The sequence below is a fragment of the Thermanaerosceptrum fracticalcis genome (assembly GCF_000746025.2).
Taxonomy (GTDB): domain Bacteria; phylum Bacillota; class Peptococcia; order DRI-13; family DRI-13; genus Thermanaerosceptrum; species Thermanaerosceptrum fracticalcis.
Genome location: NZ_CP045798.1, coordinates 3,666,403 through 3,685,070, shown reverse-complemented (window position 1 = coordinate 3,685,070; position 18,668 = coordinate 3,666,403). Strand labels below are relative to the sequence as shown.

Here is an 18,668-nt window from a genome sequence, read left to right as displayed (position 1 = left end):
ATTTATGCTAATGTTTTACCATAGGGAATTAGGAACTCCTGCACAATTTCTTTTTTCCAGTGAGTTCCTTTTTCTCTCTTTTGGGTAAGGGTATTGAAATCTGCAAGAGCCCGGGCCATTTTTTTCTGAGCTACGGTACCGGTAAAGAAACCCTTAAACATACACTCACCACCTGTTTTTCAACTATATATGCGGTGTAGAGTATGATGGTGCATGGTCATTTTTTAGTTGATAGTTGATAGTTGTTAGTTGTTAGAAATATTTTAAAAACCCCTGGCCTTATGGGCCAGGGGTTTCGGGCAGTTTTCGTCATGCCCAGGACTAACGTATGCACCCTTCTTTGCAATGAGCAGTTTCTCTTAACATCCAGTGTTTCGTGAACATACAATACCCCCTTATTTTATATGAACTTTATAATTATTTTAATACATTTTTACTACTTGCGGGCAAACTTTTTTAAATGTTTTTTCCACTGCAATCACTCAGAGACTGCACCAGGAAAGAGCAACATGTTTAACAAAATTTCATAACTTTGAAGCCCTGGTATAAACCAGTCTTTGTTCCTACTCTGTAAGTTTATACATATTTTTAGCGAACACTGCCAAATCACCTGCCACATGAGATAACTCAGAACTGGATGCTGTAACCTCTTCAACCACAGCCGCCTGTTCCTGGGCAGCGTTTTCTATGTTTCCCACCCTCTGTGACAACTCAGCTATCCCTGCCTGAACCTGACGTAAAGCCTCCGTAATCTCTTTGACCGAACGAGCGCTCTCCGTGGCTAATTTACGGATTTCTTCCGCTACCACACCAAAACCGCGCCCCATCTCACCTACCCGGGCCGCCTCAATAGCCGCATTCAAACCCAGTAAATTGGTTTGCTCTGCAATATTCTTGATAAAATGTATGATATTATCAGTCTTGATGATGTTTTCGGATAAAGATTTACCCAGTTGGTCTAAAGCTTTCACTGTTTCCGCCAGGTTCTGGGCCTGGGCAGCCACTTCTTCCATAGAGGCAGAAAGGTCTTGCGAAGAATGGTCCAGGTTGTTCGCTACATCGGTAATTTTAAAATATGCATCTAAGCTCTGGTTGGTAATAATGCAGCCGATCACCTGCCCCTCGGCATAAACAGGAGTAGCACAGCTTAAATAAGGTACGCCACAGCGTGACCTTTCCTTGCTGATCATTACCACTATGCGTTTCCCACTCTTCATGCAGCGGTCAGGAATAGACCCTTCCGTAACGGGACTGCCAGGTTTCAAACCAAGGTCTACCTTAGAACTGGGTATGTAGGTAAGCAGTGAACTCCTGTCATAAACAAAAATTCCTATGTCTTCCTCCAGAATAACATTAAAGAAAGGCGCTGCTCCCTGGAAATGGTCTAGCAGTTCGGGTTTGCCATTAATATGCATATTTACCTCCTAATTTTGTTGACACTTCTTGTACTATTTTATTATAAAATAATGTATTGATGTTAGACAATTCGAAACCACCCATCTAATATTTTACTTATGTAGCATGATGTCTTCATTCTTGACAGATGGAGACATTGGAAAGTTATCAAAGCCTCCGGAAGGATTTTTAGTTTGTTTGTTATTACAGGTAGTTTTTCGCCCTTTGTACGGCCTCTTTAATCAATTCGGCCAGGGGCTGCTGGGTTTGCATACCCACTATCTCCAGGTTTTTGTGATTCACGGGAATGAGTATTTTAGGAACAGGACTGCTGGCAATCATGCTGGCAACTGCCTGGGAAATCTCACCCAGCATGGAATCCGCCAAAACGATTCCTATTGGCCCTATGACGCAGCCGGCATTTTTCAAACATACCCGTACTGCGTTTTCCCCTGTGGCCCCTTTGCTGGCTCCCGCCTTAACCATGGCCGTGGTGGCTGTGGAATTTGTTCCTACCGCTATAATTTCGGCTTGAGGCAGCTGCAGGCGCAACTGGGCTACGATCTGTGCGCCTAATCCCCCCCCCAAACCATCTACCACTAATATACTCAAATTCTTCTCCACCTTTCTTCTATATTAAAAACGGTGCATCTTTATTATAGAGTACATCTAAATAGTATCATACTGGTCTCTTTTATTTCTACAGATAAAGAAAAACTGCTGGTGAGTACTAAACCCTCCAGCAGTTCTTTTTTTCTTGGGAGAATTATTTTAATTAATTGTGATAGCCCTGTGAGCACAGTAGTTTAAACACTTTCCACAGCCTGTACACTTGGTTTTATCCACTTCCAGAACCACCTTTTTCATGATCAACCCTCTTGATTCTTTTACTTTAATCGCTCCTATCGGACATACCCGCATCGAAGGACACCAGGGATTACCATCACACCGCTCATTCAATATTTTGGCTACGGGCTTAACCTTTCTCTTTGTTTCCACAAATAACCACCTCACATATATACCCCCAAGGGGTATCTATTATGTTGTTATTATATGTCACCAACTTAAAAAAGTCAAAGAAAACTTGGCTTGTGCCGAGCCAAAGGTGAAGGCAGAAGCCTAGTTGCCCTTGTGCCTGTGGTGCAAAGAAAACTTGGCCTTGTGCTATAGCGAGACTAGGAACGCAGTGACGTAGCGAGACTTATGCCTGAGGTACGAGCCAAAGGTGAAGGCAGAAGCCTAGTTGCCCTTGTGCCTGTGGTGCAAAGAAAAAAACAAAAAAACCTGGTCGCTTTATAACCAGGTTTAATAGATATATGTTCACACAAGGGCCCCAGCTTCTCGTAAAAGATCTAAAGCTTGATGATGTTTGGCTTCATCCACCACAGCCGTAAGAAGGATATCATGACCGGTTACCACCTCATTGCCCCCGTCACTGAAGCCGCTAGCCGTCACATCTGCATCCAATAAGACACGTGAATCGGGTCCGGAATCTTCCAACCCCAAAGTCAAATCGGCCAGGCTTTCAATTTGGCCGGTAATCGGATTCATGAACTGGCTTACACCATCACCCGGATATTTACGATAACGATCTATCTGGAGATCAATGACACCCAAGTCTCTAAGTTTAGCCGCCGCTTCCTGGGCCTGATCAGGGCTTTTGAAATAAGCCAGGATATTTTTATCAGCCATAAACCATCCTCCTCTGTATTTGCTACCTTTATTCTGTTCGCTGGCTGATATTTTATACAGGGAAGGAAATTTATAGTACCGGCTATAAATCAATGGGCCCCGGATCCACTAAGGTCTCTAACCCCAGAAGTTCCTTCCGGATAGCATCCCTTATATACCAGCCTGCCGGCGGACAGCCCTCCACGAAGAGAGCGCCTTTCGCTCTATTCTTTTTCTGGCAGTTACCAACCAGGATGCTTAAACCTTCCTCCGTTAAATCTCCTTGCCCAAAGATAATATTTACCTTACTGTATCTTTTCCGGAGAAGGTCTAATTCCCCGGCTGCATCCATCCTCTTCAAAGTCATCATGACCTGCATGTTACAGCCGCTGCAGCCCTTTTCACTAATTATTTTAAAACCGGCAAACTCCAGCTTCAGGTCAGGCCGCACAAAGGGATGAACACAGTCTTCCAGTTTTTCTCCCACAACCTTGATTTCTTTTAGCTGGTTGCAGCCTACACCTTTTTCTCCTGCCAGGACCAGGTGTCTTACTTCCCGTACTTCCACACCCATGATATGAGCGCCCACCGTATCCACAGCTGCGGCATCGGCTCCAGCCATAATCATGCCCAAGGGCAGGGGAGTACCGGAAACAGGCCCCAGCCCCTCCTGGGCCACAAGGGCATCCACCACATTCAGGCGAGGTTTGATCACAGTGTTTAAGTCCACAATTCCCTCGTGGAGGCCGTGAAAATGCATGGCTTTTTTGCTTTCGTAGGGTATAACACCTTTCATATTTTTTAAACAGCAGGTAATTAGAGTAGCCACATGGGTCTTCAAAACCGGCACATTAATAATGGCATCTACTTCCAGGGCCAGTTTGGCTATTTTTAACTCTTTAAAGACAAGACCATTGGGAATAGAAATTTTCACTTTCTCTTCTTTATTAAGATCCACCAGGCGAATGCCTTTTTCTGTAAACATGAACCAGCCTGTTTTTTCCATACATTCTAAAGAATCTTTGCCTACCCCTGCCCCTTCGCCGATGATGATCTCCCCGGCTCCAGCCTGCCGGCACAGCCCTACCAGGGCTTCTACTATATAGGGGTCGGTGGTTGTCCCTCTATCGGCTGGATGATCCTCGGTTACATTAGGCTTAATCAGGACACGCTCGCCCTTTTTTATAAAGGAATTAATCCCTCCCAACAGGTCAATAGCCCGGTATACCTGCCGGTGTATCTCTTCTCGGGAGGGATAGAGGTTGCCCCGGGTTATAGCTACGATACTCATGAAATTCCTCCTCTGTAAAAACTAAACATTTATTCCTTTCGCCAAATCTGTGGTTAATCCTATTTGTAACCAAAAAATTAACCCTTTTGGTTAATTTAAGACATCATCAATACCTTAGCCTCCATGATGCCCTGACCGGGCTATATAACCGCGCCTACTTCCAGGAAATAATGCGCACCCTGGAAAAAGGACCCATCCAGCCGGTAGGTATGATAATTTGTGACGTGGACGGACTCAAACTGATCAATGATACCCTGGGTCATGAGATTGGTGACTCATTACTTATAACAACGGCAGAAATTATTTCTACTGCTTTGGGTACTCAAGGTATAGCAGCCAGGATTGGCGGTGACGAATTTGCCATTTAAAGGCTGACCTAAAAACACATTAGGTCAGCCCTTTTTCAAAGGAGTCTTTTTGTAACCGGGAGCGTGATTTTTACACAATTTCTTTGTGGGCCCTGTTCACCGGTTGCTGTGAGGTTAAAAAAGTTACAATTTTCTTCCATACCTGGCGGGTTTGGGAGAAGGTTTCATAGTGTTTTACTACGTTCCTGTGATAATACTCAAGATCATCATGAATCCTGGTAAATTCATTCGTATTAAAGTACTGGAGAATGGGATCATGCTTCCGTAAGTGCATAAATACAAAACCTCACCGCTAAGAGTGAGGTTTGTTTTGGGCTAATGCTTCCAGTAACAACTTCTTCAATTTTACAAATTTTTCCTCCGTGATCAGATCACGAAAACGGGGTCTTTCCAGTTTTACCTCTACATCCAGTTTCACCGTAGCGGGCCGTGTACTGAGGACATAGACCCGGTCCGACAAAAGCAGGGCCTCGTCTACATCGTGGGTGATAAAGAGGACGGTAGGATGATATTTTTCCCAGATTCCCAGGAGCCACTCGTGCATTTCCCCTTTGGTAAAGGCATCCAGGGAACCAAAGGGTTCATCTAAGAGCAAAATCTCTTTCCCCTGCAGCATGGTCCGGAGGAAAGCCACCCTTTGTCTCATACCACCCGATAATACGACGGGAAAACTCCGCGCAAACCCCTCAAGGCCGAATTCCGGCAAAAGGGCCTCAGCCCGTTTCCGGCCCACGTCCCTGGCAACCCCTTGTACTTCCAGCCCCAAAATACAATTGTCCAACACGGTACGCCAGGGGAGGAGCAAATCTTTTTGCAGCATGTAAGCCGTATGCCCCTTCTGTCCCGTGATATCCTGGCCGGATAAAAGGACCTTCCCCCGGTCCGGCCTCTCCAAACCGCTGATGATATTAAAGAGGGTGCTCTTGCCACAACCGCTGGGCCCGATGATACTAACAAATTCACCTTTGCCAACGGCCAGGGAAATATCCTTTAATGTCCATATTTCTCCCTGGGGAGAGCTATAGGTCTTTGTAATATTTTTAATTTCCAACATATTTCTCTCCCCTTACCTTCATCCTAATATTCCCCTCTGTATACCTCTTATTTTGGGGGCAAAAATTCATTGGTAAAGGCCTTGTCAGCTTCAATCATTTTATCAAGAAGCTTGCGTTCAAACATCCACTGGGCATACCCCTCCCAGACCTCTTTTTTTTGCCGGCCCCACTGGGGAGCATCGGCCTGAAGCTGAGTACTCAGCCACTTCTGGCTGGCCATTACCAGTTCGGCGTTAAGTTCGGGAGCATGTTTGAGAAGAATCTTGGCTCCTTCTTCCGGTTGGGCAATAGCCAATTCGTAGCCCTTGCTTGTTGCATGCATAAACTTTTTTACAAGGTCTGCCCGCTCTTTAATATTCTTTTCGCTGGTAATAATGACAGGAGTGTAATAATCCAGGGCTTTATCAAAATCTTTGAGCATGATGACATTCAAAGGGATCTTTCTTAATTCGGCCTGGATCCCGTCCCAACCATAATAAATCCAGGTAAAATCCACTTTTTTACCAATAACAGAGAAAAAATCAGCGGAACCGATATCGATAAATTTTACTTTTTTCCCATTACCGCCGTCTTTGGCCATGACCGCTTCAATGACCGCATGTTCAGCCGGGGACCCCCATCCCCCATAGCGCTTGCCTTCCAGATCTTTGGGACGGGTTAGATTGGCTTCTTTCAGCGAAGCAAAACCTGAGGTATTATGTTGAATAACTGCCGCCAGGGAAACGATAGGAATATCGGCTGCGCGCGCATTAGTCACTTCCTCCTGGTAACTGACTCCGAAATCCACTTTGCCCGCAGCTACTAACTGGGCCGGTCCCGGTTCACCTGACTGTAGAATTTCCACATCGAGCCCCTGCTCTTTATAAAAGCCTTTTTCTTTAGCTACATATAAGCCTGTGTGGTTGGTATTGGGGGTCCAATCCAGCATCACTGTAACTTTAGTGAGAGGTGGAGGAGCAGGAACGGGGGCAGGTTCCTCTTTCTTGGGCGGAGCAGTAGATGTACATCCGGTCAGCGCCATCAAAACAAAGATGAGGAGGGTGTAGGCTGTAAACAATTTTTTCATAAATCATTCCTACCTTTCTATGAATTAGGAAGCTCCCGCCGCTAAGCGAAGTGTAAGCGGGAGAGGCTTTACACCTTTTCATCCTGTTGCCAGGATATTTTCTGATACAGCCAGGGCATAGTTAACCTGGCGATTATTTCAATGATTCCGACAAGGATTAGACTCATGGCGGTAATCGCCACAATGGAGGCAAATACCCGCTCCGTAAGAAAAGAGTGCATGGAACGAGTCATGTATATTCCTAAACCTTTGGACCCACCCAGCCATTCACCGATGACAGCGCCCATAATACTGTAGGTGGCCGATATTTTCAGTCCTGCAAAAAAGGACGGTAAGGCTCCCGGGAACTTTACCAGCCTCAGGATCTGCCCGGGGGTAGCCCCCATGGTCAAAAGCAGTTTCACCATATCCTGGTCAATATGATCCAGACCTTCTACCGTACTTACGGTGATGGGGAAAAAGCAAACCAGGGCCACCACCAGTACCTTAGGCAGAATGTCATAACCAAACCAGATGATCAGCAGGGGAGCTACGGCCATAATGGGTATGGTCTGGGAAACCACAATTAAAGGATAAACTGTCCTTTTCACCCAGGGAAGCAAGCCCATGGCCAAAGCCAGACACGTGCCCATGATTACGGCAAGGCCAAAGCCTAAAAGAGCTTCCACAGCGGTTTGCAGGCTGTGCTCCAGAAGAAGAGGAAAGGATGCTATCAAAGCCCCGGCCACGAGACTGGGGGCAGGTAAAATAAATTTCTCAATTTGGAAAATCTCCACAGAAAATTCCCACAAGAGCAATAAAATGAGAAAAGCAAGAAAAGACGAGACATATCGTTTCATCACATCAACTCCTGTACTTATGTATTTTTTCTTCCATGGTCACTCCCTCCGGCTTATAGTCAATCTTGATCACGGACATAACCCTGGAAGCTCCTGCCCGGATACAGGCATCCTGAGCCTTTTTCACCACTTCCCAGAGGGTGTCCAATTCTCCTTCCATGGTAGTCTCCATGGGACCCACCAGGTATTTGACCCCTGATTCCCGGATGACTTTAATGGCTTCATCCACTACCTCGTAGGTTCTCTCGTCCTCTACTTTGGGTATTACCTGTAAGCTCAGATTGACCGTTGCCATAATTCCACTCCTCCCGATTTTCGCTTCGACTATGGGACTTCCTGTATTATACTAACAACTATCATCTAACAACTATCAACTGCAACTAAAACGCCGCCCCCAGCTAGGAAGCGGCTCTACACTTTATGCTCATATTCCCTCCGCTGGCATTATCCAGATCAGGTTAAAGGGTCGGCATATTATAGTAATGCCCTCTCAGCCGGGTTCACCCAGCTCCCCTCTTATGTAGTTTAATCATATCTTAACGCAAGTATTTTAAAACGTCAAACAACCTTTTTTATTTTCCCAGCTCTTCAATTATAGACACCACATACCGGGCACTATCGACCAGATCCTTAATGGGAATAAACTCATCAAGAGTATGCACCTTGCTCATGCCGACACCCAGATTAACGGCTTTAATCCCCCGGGCGTTAAAATTATTGGTATCACTGCCCCCACCGGTGGAAATTACCCTGCTCTCCAGGCCTAATTTCTCTGCAGCCTTCCTGGCTGCCAATACCAGGGGGTCCTGTTCCTCTACAAAAAAGGGGTTATAAGCCCTTTCCACATTGCTTTCCAGCCTGGCGCCAAATTCCCGGCAGGCCTCTTCCATACACTCCACCATATGCCGGCTCTGCTTCTCCAGCTTTTCTACGGAAAGGCTTCTGGCTTCGGCCTCAATTTCCACCCGGTCACAAACAATATTGGTGACACTACCTCCTTTAATAACCCCAATGTTGGCAGTGGTTTCTTCATCAATCCGCAGGAGTTTCATCCGGTCAATAGCTCTAGCTGCTGCCTGAATGGCACTGATTCCTTCTTGGGGGCTTACGCCGGCATGGGCAGCTTTGCCGTGGATAACAAAAGAGAGTTTATCCTGGGCAGGGGCCCTGTTGATAATCGTTCCCGGTGCCCCACCGCTGTCTAAAACAAAGGCAATCTTACCCTTTAATAAGCTGTAGTCCAGGTATTTCGAACCAAACAGGCCCCCTTCTTCGGCAATAGTAAAAACAACCTCAATGTCGCCATGGGATATGCCCTCTTCCTTGAGATGACGCAGGGCCTCCAATATGGCGGCGATTCCCGCTTTATCATCAGAACCCAGGACAGTATCGCCTCTCGAGTAAATAATACCCTCTTTAATCACCGGTCTAATACCCTCACCGGGTGATACGGTATCCATATGGGCAGCAAAAATCACGGCAGGCAGCCCGGGTTTATTGCCCTTTAACCGTCCAATCACGTTTCCGGTGTCTGACCCCGCCTCTTTGCCCGCATTGTCCACATAAACTTCCAGGCCCATGGCCTCCAGCTTATGTTTTAACAGCTGGGCAAATTGCCCTTCCTTTTTGGTAGGACTGGCTACCTGCACCATTTCCATGAATTCCTTAACTATACGTTCCTGGTTAATCATTAGACACACCCCGTTTTAGTTGGTAGTTGTTAGTTGATAGTTGGCAGTATAACTAAATTATAGCAGGAAGCCTCACTGTTCGTATACGGCAGGTTCAGGCAACGCGTACACCTGGGGAATCCCTTTCGGATAGCGGGAACGGGGCGTGTAGCTGGTATGCAGGAGCTTGTGGGCCTTTTCACTAAGGGGATGACCCAAAAATTCTTCATACAGCTTTTTTACTGCCGGGTTTTCATGGGATTTGCGGTAGGGCAGTTCCTTTTCAGCTTTATAAAGGGAATCGGCGCGATCCATTCTATAATCTATGGTCCCTTCCCAACCCCTGCGCAAGGGGAGGATGGGTTGCCCTCCTCCTCCCACGCAGCCACCGGGACAACCCATGATTTCTACAAAATGATAAACTTCCCCGCTTTTTATTTTTTCTAAAAGCATCCGGGCATTCCCCGTGCCATGGGCAATGGCTACCCTGATTTTTCCCTGGGGCAGCTCAACTTCCGCCTGTTTGAGACCATCCATGCCGCGAAGAGACTGGACATATTGGGGTAAAGGTAATTCCTTACCTGTGGTGATCTCGTAAATCGTCCGTAAAGCCGCTTCGATCACTCCCCCTGTAGCCCCAAAGATCAGGCCGGCGCCGCTGGCTATACCCATGGGGGTATCAAATTCTTCTTCCGGCAAATTGGCAAAGTCAATACCGGCCTGGCGAATCATGCGGGCCAACTCCCGGGTAGTAATGGCTATATCCACATCCTTAAACCCACTGTCATTCATCTCCGGGCGGTTTAGCTCATATTTTTTGGCAGTACAGGGCATTACAGAGACGACCACCATTTTGGCAGGGTCTATCCCCACTTTTTCAGCATGATAGGTTTTAGCTAAAGCACCAAACATGGAGTGGGGAGACTTAACTGTGGATACACAGTCTAAGAACTCGGGATAAAAGTGTTCGCAAAACTTAATCCAGCCGGGACTGCAAGAGCTTAAATGGGGGAAGGGGCCCCCCGCTTTTAGTTTTTGCAGGAATTCATAACCCTCCTCCATAATCGTGAGGTCGGCCGTAAAATCTGTATCAAAGACCTTAGCAAAACCCATCTTGCGCAAGGCAGCTACCATCTGTCCTGTAACTACAGAGCCAATGGGAAACCCAAATTCCTCTCCCAGGGTAACACGAACCGAGGGAGCCACCTGGACAATAACATATTTTTCCGGATCATTTAGGGCATCCCACACCTGACTGGTATTATCAGGCTCATGTATAGCCGCAGTAGGGCAGACATTGGCACACTGCCCGCAGGTGATACAGGCTACATCATCCAGACTCATCCCAAAGGCAGGGGAAATAATAGACTCAAAACCCCGATGGGTAGCAGAATAAACATAGGCTGTTTGTATAGCCGAGCACACACCGATACAACGGCGGCAGCGAATACATTTAGAAGGTTCCCGCATGACAGCAACAGACTTGTCATCATTGGGAAAGGTGGTGCGCTCCCCGTGAAAAGGAATTTCCACTATATTGAAACGATGGGCCATGGCCTGGAGTTCACAGTTGGTATTGCGGTAGCAGGTCAAACAATCCTGGGGATGTTCCGACAACAAAAGCTGCAGTACGGTACGGCGGGCCTTCAGCACCCTCTTGGTATTGGTTCTTACCACCAGACCTTCAGAAACAGGATAGGTACAGGAGGCCTGCAGGTTTTTGGATCCCTCTATTTCTACTACACAAATCCGGCAGGTCCCCACCTCGTTCACACCCTTTAAATAGCACAGGGAAGGAATATCCACCCCTGCATGCCGTGCCGCCTCTAAAACCGACATTCCTTCGGGTACCGTCACTTTTCTGCCGTCAATGGTCAGGCTGACCTTTTGCTCTTCCTTCATCATCATCACTCCTTGGCTATGGCGCTAAAAGGACATTTGGCCTGGCAGGCTCCGCATTTAATACAGATATCCTGGTGAATAAAATAGGGCGGCTTCTTAGGGGTGCCCGTGACAGCGTCAACGGGACAGACCCTGGCACACACGGTACAGGCTGTACACTTTTCGGGAATTATCTCGTAACGGACAAGCCTGGCACATACTCCCGCCGGACAGCGTTTCTCCAGAATATGAGCCAGGTATTCATCTTCGAAAAAGCGAAGGGTGCTCAGGACCGGGTTGGGTGCAGTCTGTCCCAGTCCACACAAAGAGGTATCTTTAATATCCTCGGCCAGGCTTTTTAGAAGGTCAAGATCACCCTCTCTACCATCCCCCATGGTAATACGCTGTAAAATCTCCAGCATGCGTTTGGTTCCTACCCGGCAGGGTGTACATTTACCACAGGATTCATCCTGGGTAAACTCTAAAAAGAACCTGGCAATATCCACCATACAGTCGCTTTCGTCCATGACAATCAAGCCGCCTGAACCCATCATGGCCCCTATTTCCAATAAGCTGTCATAATCTATGGGCACATCCAAATGGGCTTCGGGAACACAGCCCCCTGAGGGTCCCCCGATTTGGGCCGCTTTAAACTTTCTCCCCTTAGGTATCCCGCCGCCGATCTCGAAAATAATCGTACGCAAAGTAGTACCCATGGGGACTTCAATCAGGCCCGTATTCACAACTTTACCGGCAATAGCAAAAACCTTGGTCCCCTTGCTTTTTTCCGTGCCTATGCCGGCAAACCACTCCGGTCCCTTCAGGATAATTCGGGGTATGTTAGCCAGGGTTTCTACGTTATTAATTAATGTTGGCTTAAAAAACAGCCCTTTGACGGCGGGGAAGGGCGGACGGGGCCGGGGCTCCCCCCGTTTGCCTGAAATGGAATTTAAGAGGGCTGTCTCTTCTCCACAGACGAAGGCCCCTGCCCCCAAGCGCAGTTCTATATCAAAATCAAAGCCTGAAGCAAAGAGATTTTTGCCTAAGAGGCCCAGTTCCCGGGCCTGTTTAATGGCAATGTTCAATCTTTCCACGGCGATAGGATATTCGGCCCGGATGTAAACAAAGCCTTTGCTTGCGCCAATAGCATAACCGGCAATAGCCATTCCTTCCAGTACGGCATGAGGGTCACCTTCCAGGATGCTCCGGTCCATGAAAGCCCCCGGATCACCTTCGTCAGCATTACAGACGACGAATTTTTCCTCACCTTCTGCCTGGGCGGCAAATTCCCATTTCCTGCCTGTGGGAAAACCACCACCACCTCTTCCCCTTAAACCGGAGGCTTTCACCATCTCAATGACCTCCTGGGGTTTATAGCCGGTCAGGACTTGCCCCAGAGCAAGATAACCGTCACGGGCAATATATTCTCTGATATCTTCAGGGTTGATATGACCACAGTTATGCAGTACCTCCCGCCGCTGATGCCGGAAAAAGTCAATGTCATCCAGTTCAGATACCCGCGCCTTATCTACAGGGTCCTTGTACAACAGGCGCTCTATCACACGCCCCTTGATGAGATGGGTTTCCACTATTTCCCTGGCGTCACCAGGCTTTACTTTACAGTACATGATACCTTCCGGGTAAACAACCATGATAGGCCCCATGGCACAAAAACCAAAACAGCCCGTAGGGATTACCTTCACCTGTTCAGCAAGCTGAGAGCGTGCAAGTTCCTCTTCCAGGGCTTTTTTTACCGCTTCACTGGCCGAGGATGTACAGGCCGTACCATGACAAAGTAATAAATGGGCACGTTGAATTTTCATGCCTCTTGCTCCCCTCCCCTATGTCCACAGGGATTGCGGGTACCTATCAGCCAGTCCCACACGGGCTGTTTGTTTACCAAGTGCCGGGCTACCACTATTTTTACCCTTTCCGGCGTCATCTCTCCATAGGTATAGGTAGTACCCTCACTCTCCGTAATCTGGACGATGGGCTCTTTTTTACATATCCCCGGGCAACCGGTGGTTAACACCGCTACCCAGGGTAAATTCCGCTTGTTGATCTCTTCAAGGAGAATATTTAAAATTTCCCGGGCTCCTGCCGCAATACCACAGGTACCCATTCCCACCGTAACACGCACCTGGCCTTCCTTTGCCTCCCTGAGTGCCATACGCTCCCGGGTCTCTTCTTTAATCTTTTTTAATTCCTCCAGGGACTTCATACTCTTTTCTTCTCTCCTTCCTCAGCGGGTCCCCCAACTTTCCTGTCCTTGTTATGGATGCGGGCTTGACTGAGGGGCTGGTCTTTTTGGACAGCTTCCCGGTAACGGTCAAGGAGTTTAGGAACATCATCGGGGGTCAACTGGCCATGGATATCATTATTGATGGTTAAAACGGGGGCCAACCCGCAGGCCCCGATACAGCGGGCACTTTGCAGGGTAAAAAGACCATCCTGGGTAGTCTCACCTTCGTCAATTTTTAAATTTTCCTTGAAGGCTTCCATAATATCTCCCGCCCCTTTTACATAGCAAGCCGTCCCCAGGCATACAGAAATGGTATATTTTCCCCGAGGGACAGTGGTGAAAAGGGAATAAAAAGTAACCACGCCGTAGACCTCACTGATGGGCACATCTAAGGCATCGGCAATATAAATTTGTACATCACTGGGTAAATAACCAAAGATAAGCTGGGCCTCATGGAGCACAGTAATCAGGTTTTCGGGTTTTTCCCTGTTTCTGGCCAGGACACGGCCTAATTCCTGATATTTTTTATCAGGATGTTGCCGTAAAAACTCTTCGGGGTTTGGCACCCTCTTTTCACCCAGGCGGCAGCCACAGGTTGTCATCAATAATCCCACCCTTTAAAATATATTACTCTTAGTATGCTGCGTGCTTGGAGAAATAAACAGGTTGGCCTAACCTCATTTACCCTTTTAGAAAAAATCCTTGGCCATCTTTCATACTAAAATTGAAAAAACCCTTGCTTAGCAAGGGCTGAGAACCAGAAATTCCTTCTCCCATTATTCCAATTTTCATAAGTAAATATAAAATTTTAAAATAAGGTAATTTATGTTTTATAGTTCTTAGCCATTGACAAAGTAAAAACTCACCCCATATAATAGATATAAAATTACATACAGAGAACAGTGATGCGGAAGAAAAGTAAACTGCTGTAAAGTCTCCAGGGAGAGGGTGTCGTGACTGGAAGCACCCTTAGTACTTTCGCCAGTTGAAGTTCCCTTCCAAACTGCCAGGGTGAGTACTAATAAGGTTAGGGGACACACCTGCTGAAGCTTGAGTCTATCTCTTAAGACAGGAATGTCCCCAATAATAGTATGTAGTTCTGGCCGGAAACTTCTACCGTTACAAAGAAGGGGGTATCGGATTTATCCTGTACCTTTGCGCTAAAGAGGGTAGATTATATCTGCCAACCAGGGTGGTACCGCGAAAGCACAGCCTTTCGTCCCTAGAGGACGAAAGGCTTTTTTTATTTACCAACTACTCTATCTCTTTAGCCTGGTGATCCTGTACCCTTAAAAGAGGGTTCATGCCATGAACCAAAAAGGGTGGTACCGCGGAAAGTCCACAGTTTTCGTCCCTTTAGGGACTTAAACTGTGGACTTTTTTAATTATATTAGCAAGGAGGAAAGAAAAATGATTGTCGTAATGCAAAAAGGCGCCACAGAAGAACAACTGCAGGAGGTGGTACAAATTTTAGAAGACAAAGGCTTTCGCACCCAAATAACGAGGGGAACAGAAAAAAATATCATAGGGGCCGTAGGGGATAAATCCAGGCTTTTAGACTTAGCCATTGAGGCCATGACCGGTGTAGAAAAAGTGATACCAATACTGGCTCCCTATAAATTAGCCAGCCGGGAATATAAACCGGAGGATACCGTCATAAACATAGATAATCTTTCTCTCGGTGGTCATGATTTACAGGTAATGGCCGGTCCCTGTGCCGTGGAAAGCAAGGAACAACTGCTGGAAGTAGCTCATTTAGTGAAAAACGCCGGAGCCAAAATATTAAGAGGCGGTGCTTATAAACCCCGCTCTTCCCCCTACTCCTTCCAGGGACTGGAGGAAATAGGCCTTAAGTACTTGGCCCGGGCCAGAGAAGAAACTGGCCTCTACATTGTGACTGAGGTGATGGATACCCAAAAGGTTGACCTTGTTTCCTATTATGCTGATGTCTTGCAAATAGGCGCCCGCAATATGCAGAACTTCCCCTTACTGCGGGCCGCAGCAAAATCAGGCAAACCTGTCCTCTTAAAGCGGGGACTTTCCGCCACTATCGAAGAATGGATTTTATCCGCAGAATATATTCTGAAGGAAGGAAATTCCCAGGTAATATTATGTGAACGTGGTATCCGAACCTTTGAAACATATACCCGTAATACCCTGGACCTTAGTGCCGTTCCCGTCATCAAGTACCTCACCCATCTCCCGGTCATCGTCGACCCCAGCCACGGTACCGGCAAGTGGCGCTGGGTACAGCCCATGGCCCAGGCGGCAGTGGCTGCAGGCGCCGACGGCCTGATAATCGAAGTTCATCCTAATCCCAGCGAAGCTCTGTCCGACGGTCCCCAGTCCCTGACGCCGGAGAACTTTAACAAGCTGATGAACAGCCTCAAACCCATTGCCCAGGCGGTAGGCAAAAAATTTGATCTCTCCGGTACCCCCGAATATTTTGGTTACTCCCAGGTGATCTAGATGAAAAAGATTTTGGCTTTTCTCGGACCTGTGGGAACATATTCTTACGAGGCCGCTTCCCGCTGTCTCCTCACCCTGGAGAATACCCAGGAATGGACGTTGCAAGCCTTACCCACTATCCCCCATATCCTCACGGCAGTTGCAGAAGGAAGTGTGGATGCAGGTTTAGTGCCTGGCGAAAATTCTATTGAAGGGACCGTCAATATTACCCTGGACATGCTGGCCCATGAATTATCCCTCTATATCCAGGGGGAAACAGTTCTCAATATTAACCACTGCCTTTTCAGTCACAGCCAGGACCTGGGGGAAATCCATACCGTGCTCTCCCATCCCCAGGCCCTGGCCCAGTGCCGCAGGTTTCTGCAGCAAAAACTGCCCCAGGCACGTTGCCTTCCCGCCAATAGTACAGCCGAGGCAGTACAGAATCTCGCAAGTATGGGCCCCGGTACGGCCGCCATTGCCTCACGGGATACTCACCGGTTCTACAACGTACCTATCCTGGTCCCTGACATTGGGGATTATCCCTGTAATCAAACACGCTTTCTTTTGGTAGGCCGTACCCCTTGTCCCCATTCAGATACGAAAAAAACCTCCCTGGTGCTGGCCCTGGAAAAGGACCGCCCGGGAGGACTCTATGAAGTTTTAGGGGAGTTCGCCAGGGAAAACATTAATCTCACCAAAATAGAATCCCGCCCGGCTAAAAAAGAATTGGGTAACTATATCTTTTTTATTGATTGTGAAGCGGGCCATGACCATCCTGGGTTACAGGAAGTCCTTCGTAATTTGGAAAAGAAAACGGCGTTGTTAAAAAATCTGGGGTCGTATTGTTCAATTGTGTAAGCAAACATCAAAAAGGTATACTACCCTCTGTTTCCTAAATAAAACGGGTAAGCATATACATTTATTCCAACCAAAATGCTATAAAATGTTTAAGAAGTAATATAAGAAAAGCTGTAGTAAGCCCCTGGCTACCGGAAGGTAAGACCAAGGGCGAAATTTTTGTTGTCACTATTTATTTTTATGGTAGAGAGGATTATTGCTTATTTTTGAAGAAACATAGATTTCAAGTAATATTTCGGAAAATATTTAGTGAGGTTAAGTGATGACTCTTCGGAAAAAAACCTTGATTCTTATAGCGTTTTTCTTAATAGGGCTCCTTCTTTTCGTCTATTTCACTTCTCAGTTTGTTCTCTACAATGGTTATCTGGAACTGGAAGAGCGAATACTCAAAAGAAATGTTGACCGGGGACTAAATGCATTGCAAAGAGAAATTATGACGTTAAATGTTACAGTGGGTGACTGGGCCTTTTGGGACGATAGCTACCAGTTTGTACAAAATCTCTCAACCGAATATATAAACTCAAACCTTACTGACCCAACATTTATTACCAATAAACTCAGTTTAATGATGTTTATCAATAACTCTGATGAAATTGTTTTTAGTAAAGGGTTTGATTTAATCAATAAGAAAGAAACTGATATTCCCGAAAGCTCTAGGGAAATGGTGAGAAAAAAATTATTTCATTTTGAGCTTTCAGATAAAAACATGAGTAAATCTGGCCTCATATCAGTACCCGAGGGACTCTTCCTGGTAGCTTCCCGCCCCATTTTGACCAGTAATTACGATGGTCCTTCAAAAGGTGCTTTAGTCATGGCCCGTAAATTTGATGATACAGAATTAAGCATCCTTTCTGACATTACTCAATTGACATTAACACTGAAACCCATTAAAGAATTGCCTGATTATGCTTCCTTAAGAACCTTACCTGATAAAAATAATAATTTAATAAGCAAGATTTATGACAAAGACTTCATTACAGGATATACCGTATTGAAGGACATTTTTGACCAGCCGGTGATGCTGCTGGGGGTTACTGCACAACGGGAGATTTATAACCAGGGACTGGCTACCTTATATTTTTACATTGCCATTGTGTTTATCGCTATTGTATCATTTTTCACATTAATCTTTTTGCTTTTACATAAAATGGTTTTATCCCCCATAGCTAGATTGAGCGCTGCAGTGCAAAAGATTGCCGTTAACAGTGACCTATCCTCAAGAGTACCCGTTGAAGGCAAAGATGAAATATCCAGTTTGGCAGCAGAAATTAACAAAATGCTGTCAGTAATTGAGAATACCCAACAAGAACTTAAGGTAAGTAAAAACCGGTATAGATACCTCAGTTATCATGATAGTCTTACCGGCTTATATAATAGGACTTTCTTTGATGAAGAGATGGCCCGTTTAAATAGAGATCTAAAGAATTACACACCCTTAAGCATCATTTGTGTAGATGTAGATGGTCTAAAACTTACAAATGACACCTTAGGCCACAGAGCCGGCGATGATTTATTAATATCCTTTGCGAGATTGCTGGCCAAACCCTTTAGGAAAACAGATGTAATTGCCAGAGTTGGTGGTGATGAATTCTGTATTATTCTCCCCGGCACAACTAATGAAACAGCCCATATAAAAGCGGGGGAAATTATAAAACTAATTGAACAATACAATGCAAATCATTCGGTCATACCCATAAGCATTTCCGTGGGGATAGCCACCTCCCAGGGGTCTGAGAGTGAGTCCATCTATGATATTTATCAGGCAGCAGATAATAATATGCAGGAGTTATGCAGTTGGTGGAAATAAATAGAAAATAATAACTCAAAAAATATTTTAAAAAAGATCCTAATTTTCGACAAAAAAGGTCTTGACTTTTTCGA

At 46.3% G+C, this 18,668-nt stretch carries 20 protein-coding genes and 1 riboswitch; of the genes, 4 read left to right on the top strand and 16 right to left on the bottom strand.

The window, feature by feature from the left end:
- Positions 1-2 precede the first annotated feature (2 nt).
- From BR63_RS18625 to BR63_RS18600, 6 genes are all read right to left on the bottom strand, one after another.
- On the bottom strand, positions 3-161 hold the full coding sequence (locus BR63_RS18625) for a hypothetical protein (protein WP_153802029.1): 159 nt from the start codon (positions 159-161) through the stop codon (positions 3-5).
- 402 nt (positions 162-563) lie between these two features.
- Entirely contained in the window at positions 564-1,415 is an 852-nt protein-coding gene (locus tag BR63_RS19830; RefSeq protein WP_034420729.1) for a methyl-accepting chemotaxis protein, read from the bottom strand.
- A 184-nt stretch (positions 1,416-1,599) separates the two neighbouring features.
- On the bottom strand, positions 1,600-2,007 hold the full coding sequence (locus BR63_RS18615; protein ID WP_034420727.1) for a DUF3842 family protein: 408 nt from the start codon (positions 2,005-2,007) through the stop codon (positions 1,600-1,602).
- A 159-nt stretch (positions 2,008-2,166) separates the two neighbouring features.
- On the bottom strand, positions 2,167-2,394 hold the full coding sequence (locus BR63_RS18610) for a 4Fe-4S binding protein (RefSeq protein ID WP_051965492.1): 228 nt from the start codon (positions 2,392-2,394) through the stop codon (positions 2,167-2,169).
- Between the two features lie 321 nt (positions 2,395-2,715).
- Positions 2,716-3,087, bottom strand: a complete 372-nt coding sequence (locus BR63_RS18605) for a hypothetical protein (protein ID WP_034420726.1) — start codon at positions 3,085-3,087, stop codon at positions 2,716-2,718.
- Positions 3,088-3,169: 82 nt separating this feature from the next.
- Positions 3,170-4,357, bottom strand: coding sequence for a DUF362 domain-containing protein (locus BR63_RS18600; RefSeq protein ID WP_034420724.1), 1,188 nt, complete (start codon positions 4,355-4,357; stop codon positions 3,170-3,172).
- 86 nt (positions 4,358-4,443) lie between these two features.
- Between BR63_RS18600 and BR63_RS18595 the strand changes: the two genes are divergently transcribed.
- The gene (locus tag BR63_RS18595) at positions 4,444-4,725 is read left to right on the top strand and encodes a GGDEF domain-containing protein (protein ID WP_243270033.1); all 282 of its coding nucleotides are present in this window, start codon (positions 4,444-4,446) and stop codon (positions 4,723-4,725) included.
- A gap of 70 nt (positions 4,726-4,795) precedes the next feature.
- Here BR63_RS18595 and BR63_RS18590 read toward each other — a convergent pair whose 3' ends face one another.
- From BR63_RS18590 to BR63_RS18545, 10 genes are all read right to left on the bottom strand, one after another.
- Complete coding sequence (locus BR63_RS18590; RefSeq protein ID WP_034420720.1) at positions 4,796-4,999, bottom strand: hypothetical protein; 204 nt, start codon at positions 4,997-4,999, stop codon at positions 4,796-4,798.
- Positions 5,000-5,017: 18 nt separating this feature from the next.
- On the bottom strand, positions 5,018-5,779 hold the full coding sequence (locus tag BR63_RS18585; protein ID WP_034420718.1) for an ABC transporter ATP-binding protein: 762 nt from the start codon (positions 5,777-5,779) through the stop codon (positions 5,018-5,020).
- A gap of 47 nt (positions 5,780-5,826) precedes the next feature.
- Complete coding sequence (locus tag BR63_RS18580) at positions 5,827-6,846, bottom strand: ABC transporter substrate-binding protein (RefSeq protein WP_034420716.1); 1,020 nt, start codon at positions 6,844-6,846, stop codon at positions 5,827-5,829.
- 68 nt (positions 6,847-6,914) lie between these two features.
- Complete coding sequence (locus tag BR63_RS18575) at positions 6,915-7,685, bottom strand: ABC transporter permease (RefSeq protein ID WP_034420714.1); 771 nt, start codon at positions 7,683-7,685, stop codon at positions 6,915-6,917.
- Positions 7,686-7,689: 4 nt separating this feature from the next.
- Positions 7,690-7,980 (bottom strand): thiamine-binding protein, encoded by a 291-nt coding sequence (locus BR63_RS18570; RefSeq protein ID WP_034420713.1) that lies wholly within the window; start codon positions 7,978-7,980, stop codon positions 7,690-7,692.
- A 118-nt stretch (positions 7,981-8,098) separates the two neighbouring features.
- Positions 8,099-8,211: riboswitch (TPP riboswitch) on the bottom strand.
- A 46-nt stretch (positions 8,212-8,257) separates the two neighbouring features.
- Positions 8,258-9,376 carry a M20/M25/M40 family metallo-hydrolase gene (locus BR63_RS18565; RefSeq protein ID WP_034420712.1) on the bottom strand — a complete coding sequence of 373 codons (1,119 nt, stop codon included), beginning with the start codon at positions 9,374-9,376 and terminating at the stop codon, positions 8,258-8,260.
- A gap of 72 nt (positions 9,377-9,448) precedes the next feature.
- On the bottom strand, positions 9,449-11,263 hold the full coding sequence (locus BR63_RS18560; RefSeq protein WP_243270032.1) for an NADH-dependent [FeFe] hydrogenase, group A6: 1,815 nt from the start codon (positions 11,261-11,263) through the stop codon (positions 9,449-9,451).
- Positions 11,263-13,059: an NADH-quinone oxidoreductase subunit NuoF gene (locus BR63_RS18555; protein ID WP_034420711.1), complete on the bottom strand. Its 1,797-nt coding sequence runs from the start codon at positions 13,057-13,059 to the stop codon at positions 11,263-11,265. Before BR63_RS18555 ends, BR63_RS18560 begins: the two co-directional genes overlap by 1 nt.
- Complete coding sequence (locus BR63_RS18550; protein ID WP_051965490.1) at positions 13,056-13,457, bottom strand: (2Fe-2S) ferredoxin domain-containing protein; 402 nt, start codon at positions 13,455-13,457, stop codon at positions 13,056-13,058. The genes BR63_RS18555 and BR63_RS18550 overlap by 4 nt, the downstream gene beginning before the upstream one ends.
- Positions 13,454-14,080, bottom strand: coding sequence for an NADH-quinone oxidoreductase subunit NuoE family protein (locus BR63_RS18545; RefSeq protein ID WP_081908051.1), 627 nt, complete (start codon positions 14,078-14,080; stop codon positions 13,454-13,456). Before BR63_RS18545 ends, BR63_RS18550 begins: the two co-directional genes overlap by 4 nt.
- Before the next feature lie 808 nt (positions 14,081-14,888).
- Between BR63_RS18545 and aroF the strand changes: the two genes are divergently transcribed.
- From aroF to BR63_RS18530, 3 genes are all read left to right on the top strand, one after another.
- Positions 14,889-15,947, top strand: a complete 1,059-nt coding sequence (gene aroF / locus BR63_RS18540; RefSeq protein WP_051965489.1) for a 3-deoxy-7-phosphoheptulonate synthase — start codon at positions 14,889-14,891, stop codon at positions 15,945-15,947.
- On the top strand, positions 15,948-16,787 hold the full coding sequence (pheA, locus tag BR63_RS18535) for a prephenate dehydratase (RefSeq protein WP_034420709.1): 840 nt from the start codon (positions 15,948-15,950) through the stop codon (positions 16,785-16,787).
- A 262-nt stretch (positions 16,788-17,049) separates the two neighbouring features.
- Positions 17,050-18,594 (top strand): CHASE4 domain-containing protein, encoded by a 1,545-nt coding sequence (locus BR63_RS18530; RefSeq protein WP_051965488.1) that lies wholly within the window; start codon positions 17,050-17,052, stop codon positions 18,592-18,594.
- The last annotated feature ends 74 nt before the right edge of the window (positions 18,595-18,668 follow it).